We start from the raw sequence: 16,336 nt of genomic DNA, 5'->3' as shown, positions 1-16,336 counted from the left end.
TTGACCGGGGGGACAGTCTCAGGATTTGGCGCGGGATTCAACCCGCATGGGACGCCTGGGGGTCGATACCGGCGTCGTTGATGACGCGGGCGGCACGCAGGTCGAGCATGGCGGGCCACCCGATTTCATCGGTCGCGGTTCAGCATATCGAAACCGGTTCCTGTCATGCTGGGGCGCATCGAGACTGGAGACACACGTGGCCGGCATTCTTGGACTGTTGTTTTTTGTCGTATTCCTGCTGTGGTTCATCATGTCCGCGCCGATCGGGACGAGAACCGTCCGCAGGACCGTCAGGACAAGCGCCGATCCGACGCGCGTGTGGAACGCGCTCTACCCGTTCGGAACCGATTACGACTGGGATCAGGGTGTGACCCAGGTGATCGAAACGGGGCCGGAGAGCGGCCGCGAGGTGACCACCTATCTCGGCCGCGACGGACTTCCCGTCGAGAAGGATTTCGTCGTCAGCGACCTCGAGCCCGGCGAGCGCTTCACGATGCGTTACACCAATGACACCGCGCTGGCACAGAGCTTCTGGGACCATTACGTGATGACCGTGCGGCTGGAAGAGACGCCGGATGGCAGCACCCATGCGGAAATCACGGAGACCGACCGCTATCACGGGGCGGCTTTCCTGCTGTTCCGGTTCTTCGCCCTGCGCCGGTCAGCGGGCAAGCTCAAGCGTTGGGCGGAAACAGGCGTCTACAAGCCCGGCGGGCTGTTCGAACGCCCGGCGACCCAATTCGCGATGGCCGGGGTTTCGGCCCTGATCCTCTGGCCGCTGTTCGGGCTGGATCTCAAGGGCGCGGTTCTTGCCACGACATTGACCATCGTGGTCGGCATGCACGAGATCGGCCACATGGTCGCGTTCAAGATGATGGGGCACAAGACGGCCCGCGTGATCTTCCTGCCGCTACTCGGCGGCATCGCGATCGGCGGGCGGCCCTATGATCGGCATTTCGAGGTCGGTTTCGCGGCGCTGATGGGGGCGGGGTTCTCAGCCTTTCCGGTTGCCGCGCTGACCTGGCTTGCCTTCACGCTTCACATGCGGCCGATCGCGACAGGCGCGCTGGCGGTGCTTCTCATGATCATGTCGCTCTTCAATCTCGGCAATCTGATGCCGGTTTGGAAGTTCGACGGCGGCCAGGTGCTGCGGCAGATCTTCAGGACGACCTGGGGTATGGCCGGCGCGGCCTTCGCCACGCTCATGATCATGGCAGCCGCCGGCGTCGCGGCCGGATTGCCGCTCGGCGTCCTCGTCATTTGCGGGGCGGTCATCGCCATGCTTTCGGTCATGACGTCGCGAAGCGGAGTGGCGCCGAAGACCGCGCTGACGCCGATGACCGAGAAGGAACGGATCGCGCTTGGCATGGCCTTCATCGCCGTCCTGGCGGTTCACGCCATCGCCCTGTCCTGGAGCATCCGCCGGCTGTTCTATAGCTGAGTGGCGTCCGCGGGGCCGAATACGTCTCGAAAGGCGTCCAGCAGGGCCAGGTCGAGATCGTGCATGGTCACGGGCAGTCCGAGATCGACCAGGCTGGTGACACCGTGTTCGGCGATGCCGCAGGGCACGATGCCGCCGTAATGGGAGAGGTCAGGCTCGTGATTGATCGCGATGCCGTGGAAGGACACCCATTTGCGCAAGCGAATGCCGATGGCCGCGATCTTGTCCTCGGCGGGCTGGCCCGGAACCGTCGAGGGTTTTTCCGGTCGAACGACCCAGACGCCGACGCGGTCCTCGCGCCGTTCGCCCATCACATTGAAACGGTCGAGCGTCTGGATGATCCATTCTTCAAGCGCGGCGACGAAGGCGCGCACATCCTCGCGGCGGCGTTTCAGGTCGAGCATGACATAGGCGACCCTCTGGCCGGGGCCGTGATAGGTGTATTCGCCGCCGCGCCCGGTCTTGAAGACAGGAAACCGGTCCGGCGCGACGAGATCCTGGGGATCGGCACTGGTGCCGGCCGTGTAGAGCGGAGGGTGTTCGACGAGCCAGACCAGTTCGGGCGCGGTGCCGTCGCGAATCGCTGCGGCGCGCGCCTCCATCGCGGCGACCGCTATGTCATAGTCTGTGAGCCCGTCGGCGATCCGCCACTCGACCGGTGGCGATCCGCCGGCCGGCAGGAAGAGGTTCGTCGCGGCGAGCTGATCGCGTGCGTTGGAGGGATCGGCTGACATGTTGCAGATTTGGTCCATCGGCAACTGCGTTGCAAGGCCGTGTGGAAAGACCGTGCCGCCCGCATCAAATTTCTCTCGCACAGGCTTGTGCGCCGATATTCGATTTGCTAAACGCGCCGAGCCGGTTTTGCCGGCCTTTCGTCTTTGGCTTGCGGTCGTGGCGGAATTGGTAGACGCGCAGCGTTGAGGTCGCTGTGGGGCAACCCGTGGAAGTTCGAGTCTTCTCGACCGCACCAAAGATCAGCTCTCTTGAGCGGGTTCTTTCCCCTAGATTCATTGAAACCTTCATGGCTTGCGCTTTTCGGGCGACTGGCGTTGGTCGAGCTGCGTCTCGAGACAACTTTTGCGTCCTCAACACACACCATGCGTAACCGTCACTCCCTGGCTCGGAGTCGAGTAGCTCAATGGTGAGGCCATGGGCTGCTTGCGCCGAGCATGGACATGCATTGAGCAGGCCGAAGGCCGTAGATGCACCAATCATCGGGGTGGTTCACTCAGGTGGGCTGAGCAGTCGCTTGTGCGGCGCTTGAAGGGCCTTTTCCCAGGGGAATGTGAGAGATTTGGGATTTCTCGGGTCGTTGGGCTAGGCTAGACTCGAAACGTCGTAGTTCATACGACGCCTCCGCGCTCGGTTGTCTGGTTTCGGGCGCCAATAATAAGAACAAGGGAGCCAGAGGGCTGAACACGTTAGAGGGGCATCATCCGGAGGCACCTTTCCCTTCTGTCGTCGTGGCTGTGCTGACACATCGGCGACCCAAGGGTCTTGACCGGCTGCTATCCAGTTTCGACACCCTGACCAGGCCAGATTGTGGACGGTTGGCCATTCTGGTGGTCGACAACGACCTGAACGAAAGCGCTCGAGACGTTTCCTTGGCGAGGAGGACTGGCTTCGCCAAAATTCATTACGTTTGCGAACCGCGTCGCGGAATACCCGTGGCACGCAACCGCGCCCTTGATGAAGCCCAGGCCATGGGGGCGGACGTCCTCTGTTTCATTGATGATGACGAGTATCCAGACAGTCAATGGCTGACAAATCTCGTGGATTGCTGGAAAAAGACTGAAGCCCATCTGATCGGGGGACCGGTGGAGGTTACGCCCTTGTCCGATAGAGCGGGAACCTGGGCGCGTTTTGTCAATGCAAGCCTTGTTGGGCGCATGCGTCGCAAGAACCGAAGAACGGCGCGCGCGGCGGAGTGCGGACGGCCGTTTACGGTGGTGACCAACAACTGGCTCTGCGACCTCGGATGGCAGCGTAGAAATGGAGTACGCTTCGACGAGAAGCTGCTTTTCTCTGGCGGTTCGGATACCGCGTTCCACCGCGACGTGAAGGCCGCAGGCGGGAGAATTGCCTGGTGTCCGACTGCCAGAGTTCACGAGACGATGGCGCCATGCAGATTGTCCTTTCCCTATCAATTTCGCCGGGCGGCGGCCCAGTCGATCACGAATTTCCGGATCAAGAACAGGAAAGTTTCCTCCACGGTTGTGCTGCGGACAGTAACCATCGCTTCGGTCAGGGTCGTCTTGGGCGTGATGCTCGTTTTGGTGCCGGTCTTCGGGATTGCTTCGCCTGTTGTCGCCATCCGGTCGCTCGGCTGGTCGACGGGACGCATCCAGGCACTGCTCGGGCGAGAGTCGGAACTCTACAAGTGGAGTGAAGGCGGACACGGTTCCTCGGAGACGTTCGTTGATTTGGCGGCAAGCGAGGCACCCCGGTGCGAGGGATGACGCTGGCAGGTCTCCGGGAGAAACTCTCCATGCCGGACGGTGCGTTCGTGCTTCTCAAGAGGCTCTTCCGCGACAGTCTCAGCAAGGACAGGGCGGGAACCTACGCCCTGGCCTTCGCATGCATGGTCATTGTCGCACTCACCACTGCGTCGAGCGCAGCATTGATGCGATATGTCGTAAACGACATTTTCGTGGATCAGAATGCCGCCAGGATCGCGGGGCTCGTGTTCGCGGTGGTTGCGATTTCGATGGCCAAGGGGTTCGCCGCCTACGGCCAGGCACTGACACTCGAGCGGATCGGCAATGCGATCACGGCGGATTTCCAGATCCGTTTGATCGGCAAGATCACGTCGCTGCGTCTGGACTACTTCGCGCAGAACCATTCCAGCACGCTCATCATGCGCATCGCCAAAGCGGCCGCGGCGCCGAAAGAGGCGATCCTCCTGTGTGCGGCCTCGCTTGGGCGCGATTTTCTGACGGTCGTCGCCTTGTTCTGCGTCATGCTCTATCAGGAGCCGCTGATGGCGCTGGTCGTCTCTGTCTTCGCGCCGATCGTGGTTTTTGCTGTCATCAGGCTGGTGCGCAAGATCCGCGCTCTGGATTCCGAGGAATTCGCGACAACGGCTGCCGTTGTCGCCGCGACGCACGAGGCCAGCCAGGGTATCCGCGTGGTCAAGGCATTCTCGCTGGAAGATACGATGCGGGACAAGGTCGCCGAAGCCGCGCGGGGTGCCGAGAAGCGCGGCAATGCGATCACGGCGATCCAGGCGACGACCAGTCCCGTCATGGAAACGCTGGGCGGCATCGCGATTGCCATCGTCATCCTCTACGCGGGGTGGCAAACGACATCGATGGGCAAGACGCCGGGCGAATACATGGCGTTTCTGACGGCGTTTCTCTTGGCCTACGAGCCAGCCAAGCGTCTCGCGCGATTGAACGTCAGCCTGCAGCGCAGTCTCAACCGGGTCAGGATGATCTATGAGGTGCTGGACGAGCCGGATACCGAGGAGGCGCGCAGCGGAACCCGGCGTCTCGACCGTATTGCCGGTCATCTTGCACTCGAAGGCGTCGATTTCGGTTATCGCGACAAGCGACAGATCCTTCACGACGTTTCGCTGACTGCTGCCCCTGGAACGGTGGTCGCCCTGATCGGACCTTCCGGTGTTGGCAAGTCCACGATTTCCAACCTGATACAGCGTCTCTATGACCCTTGGTCCGGGCGTATCACAATCGATGGCATGGATATTCGCGAGATCGACAATGCCAGCCTTCGCGCGAACATCGCGGTTGTGAACCAGGACACCTTCCTGTTCACGGGCTCGATTCTGGAAAACATCGGTCTGGGCAACCTTCGTGCAGACGACGACGCTGTCCTTGCGGCCGCGGACGCCGCATTGGTGAGTGATTTTGCCCGGGAACTGCCGGACGGGCTCGACTCGATGGTGGGGGAAAACGGCATTCTGCTCTCGGGTGGACAGCGTCAACGGATCGCCATCGCCCGGGCCATGCTCAAGGATGCCCCAATCCTGTTGCTGGACGAAGCGACATCCGCTCTCGACAACAAGTCCGAACGCAAGGTGCAGCAGGCGATTACCGAACTGATGAAGAACAGGACGACACTGGTCATCGCCCATCGCCTGTCCACGATCATGGCGGCGGACCGCATTTACTTGATGGACAAGGGAACTGTCGCCGAGAGCGGCACACATGAAGAACTCATTCAGCGGAACGGTGCCTACACAACGCTGTTCGGAAATGACGAGCGGACGGAGCGATTGAGAACCCAGTGGGAAGTCGCATGAATTGGGGTTCGCACGAGCGGCGGCTCGGCGCGCGCGATGCGATGTGCGGCGGAGCCAGCCCGGATGAGGCGCTCCGTGCATTGATGCAAGATCACTTTGTTCAATGCGGCTCAGGATCTGGCGGATCATCGAGGCCATGAACGGCGGCACTGCGCGGCGGCTCGTGCTGCATGTCGGCACGGAGAAGACCGGGACAACAAGCATTCAAACTGCACTCGCCGACAGTCGCGAAGACCTCGCCCGCGCGGGCATCCTGTTTCCGAAATCCCTCGGTCCGGTCAATCACACCTGGCTGGTTGCTGCCAGTCTGGACGACGGCGTGTTCGACAATGTCAAAGCACATGTGCTCGCGTCGAAGAGAACGAATGAGCTCAGATACCGACGCGCAATCAGGAGGCGCTTCCGCAGGGAACTGGAACGCAACCCCAACTGGCGGGTGCTGGTTGTCAGCAGCGAACTGGTACACAGCCGCCTGACTACCTCCAGCGAGATCGAGCGGTTGCTCGGTTTCTTCGCCCCACTGGTCGATGAGATCACCGTGGTCATGTGCCTTCGGCGTCAGGATCGCCTGGCGGTCAGCCGTTTCAGCAGCGTGTTGCGTGCTGGGTACGCACACTTCGATGGCGTCTTTCAGGATTTGGCGTCGCACTGCTTCCTCGCGGCGCCTCCGGATCGCGTGCTGGACGATATGGGCAACTACTACGACTATCGGGCGTTGATAGATCGGTTCACGCCTCATCTCGATCGAGCGGACATCAGGATCGCGACCTACACGGGCGACCGCCGGGAAAACATCGAACGCTTCTTCCAGTTGGCGGGTCTTCCGCTCGGGACCATCAACGTACCCGATGTCGCGCTGAACCCTTCCTTGAGCGCGGATGCGCAATATGTGCTGAGCCGGGTCAACGGCGTCAGAAAACCCTGGATGCCCAATGGATTGCGCGACAAGGTTGTCAAAGAGATTCACACTGCGGTCGAGGCCGAACTGAAAGGAAAACCGAGACGTGTGCCCCGCGGCGAGGCTGAAGAATTCTTCGATCGCTTTCGTGCCTCAAACGAGTGGGTGCGCGAGAGGTACTTCCCGCAAGAGGATCGCCTGTTCGGTGAAGATTTTTCGGATTACCCGGAGCGGACCGACTACGATCTACTCGAAGACCGATTGTCTGGCGTCACGGCGGAATATCTGCGGCGTCTTGAAAGCCTCGTCCCTCGCAGATGCAGACGATCGCTGTTTTCCTTCGCATGGGGAGCGTCTCGGCGTTTCTGAAATGCGTTTAGGAGGGCGAGCGCCACAGCAGCAACCGAGGGCAGTCAATTGCCACTGAGTTCACTCTGGAGAAGGATGCGCCGGCAGCGAGAAGCGTTCGAAGAAAGCCGGGACGGTAAGGGCGATGCCGATCTGTCCGCCTCCGTGCGCGATCGGCCGTCGGCGCACGAGCTTTTTGGTGACACGCGCAAGCATGAATTCCTGATCACACGGATCCTCGGGAATGATCTGCACCCTCGGCACGACGCGCGTCAAACCATCGAGAATCTTCGCTTCATTCTCGACACCGAGGCTGAATTCCCTGGTGCGAAGAAGCTGTTCATCGTCAACAGGATTTTCAATCCGGACTCTGAAAGTGCAGTTCTCGATGCGCTTTCGCGGGCTGGCGCGGAATATGTTCATCTTCCCTTCGAGCCTTCTGAATATCGGGCCAAGCGATGGGACGAAGACGGTCCTGGCGGTGAGACCGCACTTGGGTTGATCGCCGGCAGGGGGCTGTCTCGGCAGGAAGTGCTTCAGGTCAGACTGCTTTCCGGCGCGAGCAAGATTCGCTACGCGATGAACGTAAACGGCGCCAGGAATCTGGCCCTGAGCATTGGCAAACCCTTGGCGCGATGGACTTTGCCGCTCGATGGCAACTGCATATTGACCGAAGAAGCGTTTTCACGTCTGGCCGAACAGGTTCGGTCTGAACCGCTCGCCTCCCATGTCGTCCTGCCTTTCGAACGCCTGGAGCACAACAGCCAGTTTCATCAAAGGGATCCGATCGGTCGAAGTGACGAAGAGCCGCAAATCGCCTTTCATCACCGTTCGCCTTTGGAGTTCGATGAACGATTTCCTTATGGCCTGCGTGACAAGGCCGAACTGCTGATCCGGCTCGGCGTTCCGGGTGCCTGGCATGATTGGCCGACGATCCGCTGGTTACCGCAAGAGCATCCGCAGTCCTGCCTTGGGGATTTCAAGCTGTCGGACGCCAAGATTTTCAGACTCTCATCCGGTCAGCACGGGCTGGAGCGAAAGTCGGCGCAAAAGCAAAGATACCGGACGCGAAACGAGGCCATCTTCTCCACGCTGCTCTATCTGGACGAACTGACGGACGCACCGGATCGAGATTTGGGACAGCGCATCGTCAATGCGGGATAGCTCGGTCAGCTGCATCACGGTCAAGGGCTGCTCAAAGACGACGTCCCAGACGATTTTTTTGTTGGTGTGGGCGTTAAGGGGACCGCAAGCCTCCCGGCGAAGCAGCCGAACGGCCGGCGCAACGCCGAAAATCTGTGGTTGGTGCGGCTCAATGCTCACCAGGCATGGTCAATTTTCCTCGTTTCGCTATGCTAGTGGTGACTTTGACCGGCGCGACGTCAAACCAAGAAGAATTCGCCGGCAATGTGAGGGACCGAACGTTTCAGTCATGCCGATCGCCGCGCGAGAAAAGAATGGCGTCGCAGGGAAGCTCTGGAGCAAGCTACGCGGAATGGCACGGCATACGCCGGATCATCGCGAAAGGCGGGTTCGAAAGCTGATAAGGGCGGGTGATCTCGAAGCCGCACGACAGCTTGTCGCGCAGCTTCCTGATGGAAAACTGTCCACCGGGCTGGTGCAGGCCAGACTGTTACGCGCTGAACGCAGACTGAACGATGTCGTCACACATCTAGGTGATCTCTTCGAACGCCATGGTCCGGATCCGGTTCTGTGCGTGGAATATGATGTCGCGCTCCTGCAAACCGGTCAGTTCGCCCCAGCGGAAGCATTGTTTGCAAGAGTGTTGCAGGAAGAGCCGGATGCGCTCGACGATCTGACGAGCATGGCGCGTTCCGCCGTCGAGGAACAACGCTTTGGAATCGCCGTGGGCCGCTGGAAGGCTTTGTGCGAGCGAGCGCCTGACCGGGGCGACTTTCACAGGGGCCATATCAGGAACCTGTGCAAGATCCTCGAAACCGAGCAGGCCATGGCTCACTTCAGAGCTGTTGCAGACGCGTTCGACACCACCGAGTTCCAGTTGCTGCGGGTGGAGATCCTTGAGGCGCAGGAGCGATTTCGCGAAGCCCTTTCGGCTCTGGACGAAATCGCCCGCGACCGGGGTGAGGTTCCCGAGATTTCGATCAAGCGCGGCGTGTGCCTGCGGGGCGAGGGCCGCTACGACGAAGCGGAAGAGCTATTCCAGGCATTGAATCGGCGCGAGCCTTCAGACGAATTGCTGGCTTCGGAGCTGGCGAAAACGGCCTCGGCGTCCAAGCAATACGAGGTTGCGGCAGAGCGCTGGCGCGCGCTTTGCGAAGCGCATCCCCGCAACGCGGCGATGCATTCCGGCTATATCGACGCGTTGTTGAGCCTTCCCGATTTCGAGCAGGCGCGTGCGCATTACGACTCTGTCTGCGACTCGATCGACAAGGAACCGTTTCGCTATAATCAGCTGATCAAGATCCTTCATGCGAGCAATGATCTGGAAGGTGTGGAATCGCTGGTGGAGGCCTATCTCGAACGGCTTCGGCCCGGAGAGGCTCCACTGAGGCTGCGTGCGGCACTTCTTCACAAGAAGGCACATATCCTTCTGCGCAAGAGCCTCGACGTCGGAGATCCGTCAACATTTGTGAAGATCAGGGAGATCCTTGAAGATCTCGTCGCCAGCCAGCCATGGGACGTGGCCGCAAAGAACCAGTTGTGCAGACTGCTCGTCGCCATGCACATGGAAGACGAGGCGGCGCAGATCATCGAGGACATGCCCCGCACGTTGCATCCCAAGATCGTTGAATTGGAGATGTGGCGCGCGAGCCGCCTTGGCGATGATGAAACCGCCAAGGCAAAGTGGAATCTCAGAAAACAAATTCACTTCGTCCCCCACATCCAACCTTGCCACCCCGAAGCGCTGCAGCGCCGTGACGAGAACCCGATCGCGCCGGTCGAGGACGAAATAAGGGTGTTTACCGCCATTCGAAACGAGAAATGGCGTTTGCCCTGGTTCCTCGACTATTACCGCTCGCTCGGCGTGAACAGGTTCTTCTTTGTCGACAACGCTTCGAACGACGGGAGCGGCGAATACCTGCTGGACCAATCCGACGTTCATGTCTTTTGGACCGACGAGAGCTATGCCGTCGCCAAATCGGGCATGCAGTGGATCAACCAACTGGCGCGGGAACATGGCGCTGACGGTTGGGTGAGTTATGTCGATGTGGACGAAGCTCTGGTTTTTCCCGGCATGGAGATGAAGAGTCTGCGTCATCTGACCGACTACATGAGCGCCAGGAATGAGGAAGCGCTTCCTGCGTTCATGCTTGACATGTTTGCCGAGGAGCAACCCGTGCATGGGGAAGGGGCGTTCGTCGATTTTCCGGAAAGCTACCCTTTATTCGACAGTCGGATCGACCGGCACCCAAGCGTTCTCTGTCCGTATTCCGTTTTTCGCGGCGGTGCCCGGCAAGCGTTCGGGTGTGGGGAGAACCTGACCAAGACACCCCTGATACGGGGCGGGCGCGACATCAGTTTTTTGATGAGTAGCCATGTCATCTCGCCGGCCCGGGTCTCGGACGTTTCCGCGGCGCTGCTTCACTTCAAACTGTCGGGGAAACTCCGGGAGACGTTCAGGGCGGATCTTGCCGACAACGCGCGCATGCCTGCCTGCCGTCGCCGGTACCTGACCTATGAGAGATATCTGGAGGCTCAAGGGGAGGGGGTCCGGTTCTCGAATGCCCATACCAAGCGCTATTCGGGGAGCGATCAACTGCTTCAACTCGGACTGATCGATGCGCCCGACCACTATCTTTCGACGTTGGTCGAGGCTGATGGGGTCGTCACATGATGGACACGGCCTCCCTGAGCGGACCACGAGAGCGGGCCGGTTCGAAGAACCTGTTGGGCAGGTATTCGCTCACGGTCTGCTCTTCACCGAGGCTCGTTTGGTTTCGCAATGCAAAAGTGGGGACGCGCACTCTTTACCACCTGCTGAAGGACGCGTCTGTCTCCTTCGAGATCGAACACGAATTCAAGGTTCCGTTCGATCCTGAGCAATATGGCGCGTATTTCAAGTTTGCATTCGTGCGCAATCCTTGGGACCGGTTCGTTTCCGGATGGAAGAACAAGATCAATCCGCGCAAGGTCGGCTTCATGAAGCTCTCGGCGGAGCAGATCGACACGTTTCAGGACATCGGCAAGTTTGCCGAACATCTCGCTACGCTCGATCCGCAAACCTGCAATTCGCACTTCCGCAGCCAGAGCGCGCTGATCGAACCCGATGCGGTCGACTATCTTGGTCGGTTTGAAAGCTTTGAGGCCGATGTCAGGGCGATCTTCGGCAGGCTTCATCTGACTTTGCCGGACACGTTCCCCCATCGGAACCGCTCGAAGCGCGAGGGTTCCTATCAGGATTACTTCACGCCCCGGGTTCGTGACTTGATCGGACAGTTCTACCGGGATGACATCAAGCGCTTCGGCTACTCCTTCGAAAGAGGATGAGACGCGTGGATTTGTCCGTGGAAACAGGCGATCGCCTGCTGGAGCAAAACCGGTACGACGAAGCGGACCAGCACTTCGAGGCGGCAGCGTCGGCGCGCCCAAATGACCCCGAACCGCTTGCCGGTCTGGTTCGCGTGGGGCGAAAGCGCAAGGACATGGAGGAACTGCGCGCAAGGCTTGAACGCTTTCTTTGCTTGTGCCCGGATTCACTGGACGAAAAAGCCAACCTTGTTCAGGTCATAGCCAGAAGAGGTGATCAGAAACGAGCCGAATCCGAATTGCCAAGTTTGTTGGCGCTCGCTGAGCGCGTGCATTTCAACCGGGTGACCGGCCAAAGGTTGCTCCATCTGATCCAGTTTTGCTTCAGGGGCAGCCAGTGGTCGGAAGCCATGATCCGATTGCGCGATCGCGTGATCGAGTGTTCGGCGGAGGCCGCTATTTGCGGGACAGATGCAAGCTTGCCGGGGAACGATGCAGACACAGCTGACAGTTCCGATTCGGCGCATTCGCCGTTGCAGATCCTGCTGTGCGAGATCTACCTCGCGCTCGGCGATCACGACGCGTTTTGCAGAAGCGTCGCGTCCCTGCCATCGGGGGCTGGCGGGAAAAGGCAACTTCGCGATTTGCTCAGGGTCCGCGACAAGATCGTCTCGCCGAACTTTCCGGACTTCGAACGCGAGAAGGTCTTCGGTATCGGACTGAGCCGAACCGGGACGACGTCCTTGAATACAGCCCTCAACCGTCTCGGCTTCCATTCCATTCATTGGAGCAATCCGATGACGATGGATCTGATCGGGCAGTCGGATTTCGTTCTCTACGACGCGTTCACCGACATATCTGTGAGCAGTCAGTTCGAATCGCTCTACCACGCGTTTCCCAACTCGAAGTTCGTTTTCACGACGCGCGACGCCGAGAGTTGGGAGACCTCGATAACCCGGCATTATCTTCGCAATGCAGGCGAAGACTCCATCGATGGCGTTGCACGGTCGGCGTCGCGCTGGAAATTTCGCAACAAGGCCAGCTTCGTTCATCACGGCGTCTACGGCGCCTTCGACAATTGGCTGGATGCCAGGGAGGCCTATTATCGCAGGGTTCACGACTTTTTCCGGGACAAGCCGAAAGAACGCTTTCTGGAGATGAACATCGTCGATGGCGACGGCTACGAGAAGCTCTGCCCCTTTCTCGGCGTTTCCGATCCTGGGAAACCCTTCCCGAACAGCAACTCCGGAGCGTTGCCCGCTGCGGTCTCTGCGCAGCGTTGAGGCTCAGGGAGGCATGAGGATCCGGACCATGTGCGGGGTTGTCGGTTCGAGACGCACATGCGCCGCACAGTCATGAAGCGCCTCAAGGATATCTTTGCGCGGAAGCCGGGGCGGGAAAAAGCGACCGCCTTCGATCGGGCTGCCGGAAAGTTGCGCAAGACATTCTCGAAACTGGGGGGCGATCCCGCGGTCCTCTACAAGGTCCTCGGCGAAGAGCTTTCCGAGGCCGGGCGCCACGAGGAGGCGGCAGAGGCATTCATGGCCGCCATATCGGCACACCCGGACGATGCGGCAACCCACATCGCCGCGGCAAACGCGCTGCTGCTCTCGGACAATCCTCAAGAGGCTGCGAAACTATGGGGCACGGTTCGGCGACGCTTTTCTTCCTGCTACACCGAAGACGAACAGCGCAAACATGGGCAGGCCCTTTTGAGATCCGAGGCCTTCGACCAAGCGAGTACTGTGTTTGAGCACTTGCTTGAGGCCCGGCCGGACGTGCCGTGGGGCATTGCGGGCCTCGCACGGGTCGCCGAAAAGTCCAGGCGCTGGGACGAGGCGGTCAGGCTTTGGGAACGATGCCTTGTTGACCATGCCGACCGGGCCAACCCGTCCTGGTCGAAGGCCCTGGAGCGCTGCAAGAGCATGGCGCGGGGCGAAAGGACTTCGCCTCCCTTGAGCGAGGAAACGGCCCGCAGCGAAGCCGCAAAGGCCTATTTCCGTCTCATGTCCCGGGCCGACGACGGGGAACGAACCCGTCCGAGCGCATTGAACTTCCAGTCTGTTCTTGTGGTGACTTACGGCCGCAGCGGCTCCACTCTCCTGCAAGGTGTGCTGAACAGTATCGACGGGATGCTGCTGCGCGGCGAAAACGGCAATGCGTTTTTCTCCCTTTTCGAGGCCTACGACACTCTGTCCAGAGCCTCCGAGAAATACACGAATGCGCGAAGCCCCAATTCGCCCTGGTTCGGCATAGGTCTGGTTGACCTTGAACGGGTCTTGAACGAGCTGAGAGACGTTGCCCGCACCATCGTCTTGTCTGACCGCGCTGATGACGGCACCGTGACCTGCTTCGGCTTCAAGGAAATCAGGTATGATGAGGTTGGCGACCGGTTCGAGGACTATCTGCGGTTCCTCGAAACGTTGTTTCCTCAAGCGGGCTTCGTCTTCCTCACGCGCCGTCTCGACGACGTTCTCAACAGCGCCTGGTGGAAGGAGCGTGATCCCGAGGAGGTGCGTCGCAGGCTAGAGGAGACGGAGGGCCGGTTTGCAGGGTTCGCGAATGGCCGATCGAATTGCTTCCAGATTACCTACGAGGATATCGTTTCCCGCTCCGATCGCCTGAGATTGCTGTTCGAGTTCCTCGGTGCGCCGTACCGGCCTGGTGACCTCGACATCGTCATGGCGGCGCCGCACAGTTACGAACCGACCCGGCCGGAAATTCGCAAGCTGTTCAAGGAGTCCTGACGGGAACAGGGCAAGCCCAGGCCGAGTTCGGACACAAGGCCGATTGAGATCAGAGCCGCAGCGTTTCGCGCCATCTTTCCGGCAATGTGCCCAGTTCTTTTTCCACGGCCTCATATTGCTCCATGAGTCTGTCGCGTAGCCGAATTCGAACCTCAGGTGCGAGTGGGATGTCGATGCCGACGGCGCGGGGTTCGTCCAGGCGCGCTGGATGATGGTCGATCCCGAGAAAATCGCAGAACGCGTCAATGCGGGGCTGACTGATGAATGATTCGAAGAAATCCACGAACAAGCGCTCTGGTGGAATCGCCTTCTTGGCCCGCCTCAACATGGCGGCATAATCAGACCGCTTCGGCAAAGCATCGTTCAGACCCGCTTCGAAGCGCGCCAGGATATCCAGGGCGACAGAATGCGCGTCGTTGCTATCCGTCGCCTGCCGTCTCGCCAGCATCCGGATTTGCGACCAGAGCCGGTCGACCGGGTCACGCAAGGTCAGCACGAATTTCGGCTGTATTGGAAGGTCCGCAAGCTTTTTCAGTTTGGGGGCCGCCAGTTTTCCGTTCGCTGGCGTGAATTCCGCCACGACCTTTGTGCCGGGTGTCGCGATCGAGGAAACGAGGGTCTCGAACGCCTCGGCAGTCCGCTCTTCCTGGCCGACAAATCCGATCGCGCGCTCGATGAAAATGCGCTTCTCTTCCAGAAACCCGATGTCCTCCGGCGATTCTGCCGCCGCTGCTTCCTGCCTGTTTTCCATCAGCAAACGCGGCAGGCGCTCGGGCCTGCCGTCGAAGAAATGCACTTCCTTCAGCGGGGTCGCCGCGCATTGCGGATGTTCACGCAGATAGCGCCACAGCCAGGTCGTGCCCGCCTTCTGTGCGCCGAGGCAGATCAAAAGCGTTTCATAATTCGACATGTTCAAGCCTTCGTTCGGCGACGCAGTTTGCGACACCCATGGGCCAGGCATCGTGGCGAGGCGTTCAATAGCACGGAACTCCGGTGGTGGGAGAGATTCGCCCAACCTCTTCGTCTGAATCTGCATGGACTTGCGACCGGGCGTGCCGGGCTTCCGGGCTTGGGATGAGGTTGGAAGGGATAAACCCCGGTCAATCGGAGCGTCACCCGCAACACCAGCAGTCGAGCGGTGAAAGCACCCCTGACGCTCATTCGTGATTGTATCAAACCGTTGATTGGAACGGTGGCGCGTCTAGATCGCACCAAAGCACTCCTCCCTTGGATTGGAATATGTCGCGTTCGTTGCGCATGTTTGTCGCATCGGATATCGCGGCTGCATGACTCAGTCGACATCCCCCGAACAGCTCCGATGGACCATTGACGGCCTGACCATTGCCGGGTTGGCGTGGGGGCCTCGCGACGGGCATCCGGTGCTGACGTTGCATGGGTGGCTCGACAATGCGGCGAGTTTCGAGGTGCTTGCGCCCTTGCTGACGGGATGCCGGGTCGTTGCGCTCGATCTGACCGGCCATGGCCTGAGCGATCGGCGTTCCGAGGACGCGACCTATCTCATCTGGGATGACGTTCCCCAAATCCTTGGCGTGATCGACGAGCTCGGTTGGGCCGACTGCACCGTCATCGGTCATTCGCGTGGCGCGACGATCGCGACATTGCTGACGGCCACGATGCCGGAACGCGTGCGGTCGCTCGTTACGCTTGACGGGTTCATGCCGGGACCGAAGGCGGATGCGGCGTTCGTGCACCAGATGCGCGACAGCCTGCGCTACAAGGGGCGCATCGCGGCGCGGGCGCAGAGGCATTTCTCCTCGGTCGAAGACTTTATCGCGCGCCGCCGGCTCTATGGCGTCAGCGCGCAGATCGCCGAGCGCCTCGCAGCGCGGGCGCTCGAAAAGACCGGGGACGGATTTCGGCTGCGCAGTGATCAGCGGCTGTTCAGCCCGTCTGCCGTCAAGCTGAATGCCGCCCAGGTCGAGACCGTGCTTCGCGCGCTGTCCGTTCCGGTCCTGAACGTCTGGGCGAGCGAGGGGCTGGGCAAGCAGGACTGGATGATCGAACTCAAGGCGCTGGCTGCATCCGTGGTGGCCGATCTCACCAGCGTCACCGTGGACGGACACCACCATGTTCACATGGAACCGGGGCAGGCGCCGCTGATCGCCGGTCACATCCTCGATTTCATCGCTAGGGGCAGACCCTCCGCCGATTGAGGTCGCGCAGGACAAGCG

General features: G+C 60.3%; 12 protein-coding genes and 1 tRNA gene. 11 read left to right on the top strand and 2 right to left on the bottom strand.

Annotated features, from left to right (window positions below; genetic code table 11):
* The first annotated feature begins 46 nt into the window (after positions 1 to 46).
* Positions 47 to 1,441, top strand: coding sequence for a site-2 protease family protein (locus MRY80_RS01840; RefSeq protein ID WP_293287347.1), 1,395 nt, complete (start codon positions 47 to 49; stop codon positions 1,439 to 1,441).
* Here the strand turns inward: MRY80_RS01840 and lipB are convergent.
* Positions 1,432 to 2,193, bottom strand: a complete 762-nt coding sequence (gene lipB / locus MRY80_RS01835) for a lipoyl(octanoyl) transferase LipB (RefSeq protein ID WP_293287345.1) — start codon at positions 2,191 to 2,193, stop codon at positions 1,432 to 1,434. The genes MRY80_RS01840 and lipB overlap by 10 nt on opposite strands.
* 133 nt (positions 2,194 to 2,326) lie before the next feature.
* On the opposite strand from lipB, the gene MRY80_RS01830 reads away from it, so the two are divergent.
* From MRY80_RS01830 to MRY80_RS01790, 9 genes are all read left to right on the top strand, one after another.
* A tRNA-Leu gene (locus tag MRY80_RS01830) sits at positions 2,327 to 2,411 on the top strand.
* Between the two features lie 493 nt (positions 2,412 to 2,904).
* Complete coding sequence (locus MRY80_RS01825) at positions 2,905 to 3,900, top strand: glycosyltransferase (RefSeq protein WP_293287344.1); 996 nt, start codon at positions 2,905 to 2,907, stop codon at positions 3,898 to 3,900.
* A 29-nt stretch (positions 3,901 to 3,929) separates the two neighbouring features.
* Positions 3,930 to 5,702 carry an ABC transporter ATP-binding protein gene (locus tag MRY80_RS01820; protein WP_293287342.1) on the top strand — a complete coding sequence of 591 codons (1,773 nt, stop codon included), beginning with the start codon at positions 3,930 to 3,932 and terminating at the stop codon, positions 5,700 to 5,702.
* Positions 5,703 to 5,805: 103 nt separating this feature from the next.
* Entirely contained in the window at positions 5,806 to 6,969 is a 1,164-nt protein-coding gene (locus tag MRY80_RS01815; protein ID WP_293287340.1) for a hypothetical protein, read from the top strand.
* A gap of 75 nt (positions 6,970 to 7,044) precedes the next feature.
* A complete protein-coding gene (locus tag MRY80_RS01810) occupies positions 7,045 to 8,112 on the top strand; it encodes a hypothetical protein (protein ID WP_293287338.1) in 1,068 nt (355 codons plus the stop codon).
* A gap of 268 nt (positions 8,113 to 8,380) precedes the next feature.
* Positions 8,381 to 10,765 (top strand): glycosyltransferase family 2 protein, encoded by a 2,385-nt coding sequence (locus MRY80_RS01805; RefSeq protein WP_293287336.1) that lies wholly within the window; start codon positions 8,381 to 8,383, stop codon positions 10,763 to 10,765.
* Positions 10,762 to 11,418: a sulfotransferase family 2 domain-containing protein gene (locus MRY80_RS01800; RefSeq protein WP_293287334.1), complete on the top strand. Its 657-nt coding sequence runs from the start codon at positions 10,762 to 10,764 to the stop codon at positions 11,416 to 11,418. The genes MRY80_RS01805 and MRY80_RS01800 overlap by 4 nt, the downstream gene beginning before the upstream one ends.
* 5 nt (positions 11,419 to 11,423) lie before the next feature.
* Complete coding sequence (locus MRY80_RS01795) at positions 11,424 to 12,680, top strand: sulfotransferase (RefSeq protein WP_293287332.1); 1,257 nt, start codon at positions 11,424 to 11,426, stop codon at positions 12,678 to 12,680.
* Positions 12,681 to 12,737: 57 nt separating this feature from the next.
* Complete coding sequence (locus MRY80_RS01790) at positions 12,738 to 14,144, top strand: sulfotransferase (RefSeq protein ID WP_293287330.1); 1,407 nt, start codon at positions 12,738 to 12,740, stop codon at positions 14,142 to 14,144.
* Between the two features lie 49 nt (positions 14,145 to 14,193).
* Here the strand turns inward: MRY80_RS01790 and MRY80_RS01785 are convergent, their stop codons facing one another.
* Positions 14,194 to 15,180 carry a sulfotransferase gene (locus MRY80_RS01785; RefSeq protein ID WP_293287328.1) on the bottom strand — a complete coding sequence of 329 codons (987 nt, stop codon included), beginning with the start codon at positions 15,178 to 15,180 and terminating at the stop codon, positions 14,194 to 14,196.
* A gap of 250 nt (positions 15,181 to 15,430) precedes the next feature.
* Between MRY80_RS01785 and MRY80_RS01780 the strand changes: the two genes are divergently transcribed.
* Positions 15,431 to 16,318, top strand: a complete 888-nt coding sequence (locus tag MRY80_RS01780) for an alpha/beta hydrolase (protein ID WP_293287326.1) — start codon at positions 15,431 to 15,433, stop codon at positions 16,316 to 16,318.
* The last annotated feature ends 18 nt before the right edge of the window (positions 16,319 to 16,336 follow it).

This window comes from Oricola sp. (assembly GCF_022763245.1).
GTDB lineage: Bacteria > Pseudomonadota > Alphaproteobacteria > Rhizobiales > Rhizobiaceae > Oricola.
Note: the sequence above shows the minus strand (reverse complement) of the source record. Positions and strands in the feature narration are given on the sequence as shown.

Coding starts and splice junctions, on each gene's coding strand:
- MRY80_RS01840 (WP_293287347.1), top strand. CDS start 47: ATGGGACGCCTGGGGGTCGATACCGGCGTCGTTGATGACGCGGGCGGC.
- lipB (WP_293287345.1), bottom strand. CDS start 2,193: ATGGACCAAATCTGCAACATGTCAGCCGATCCCTCCAACGCACGCGAT.
- MRY80_RS01820 (WP_293287342.1), top strand. CDS start 3,930: ATGCCGGACGGTGCGTTCGTGCTTCTCAAGAGGCTCTTCCGCGACAGT.
- MRY80_RS01815 (WP_293287340.1), top strand. CDS start 5,806: ATGCGGCTCAGGATCTGGCGGATCATCGAGGCCATGAACGGCGGCACT.
- MRY80_RS01810 (WP_293287338.1), top strand. CDS start 7,045: ATGCGCCGGCAGCGAGAAGCGTTCGAAGAAAGCCGGGACGGTAAGGGC.
- MRY80_RS01805 (WP_293287336.1), top strand. CDS start 8,381: ATGCCGATCGCCGCGCGAGAAAAGAATGGCGTCGCAGGGAAGCTCTGG.
- MRY80_RS01800 (WP_293287334.1), top strand. CDS start 10,762: ATGATGGACACGGCCTCCCTGAGCGGACCACGAGAGCGGGCCGGTTCG.
- MRY80_RS01790 (WP_293287330.1), top strand. CDS start 12,738: ATGCGCCGCACAGTCATGAAGCGCCTCAAGGATATCTTTGCGCGGAAG.
- MRY80_RS01785 (WP_293287328.1), bottom strand. CDS start 15,180: ATGCAGATTCAGACGAAGAGGTTGGGCGAATCTCTCCCACCACCGGAG.
- MRY80_RS01780 (WP_293287326.1), top strand. CDS start 15,431: ATGACTCAGTCGACATCCCCCGAACAGCTCCGATGGACCATTGACGGC.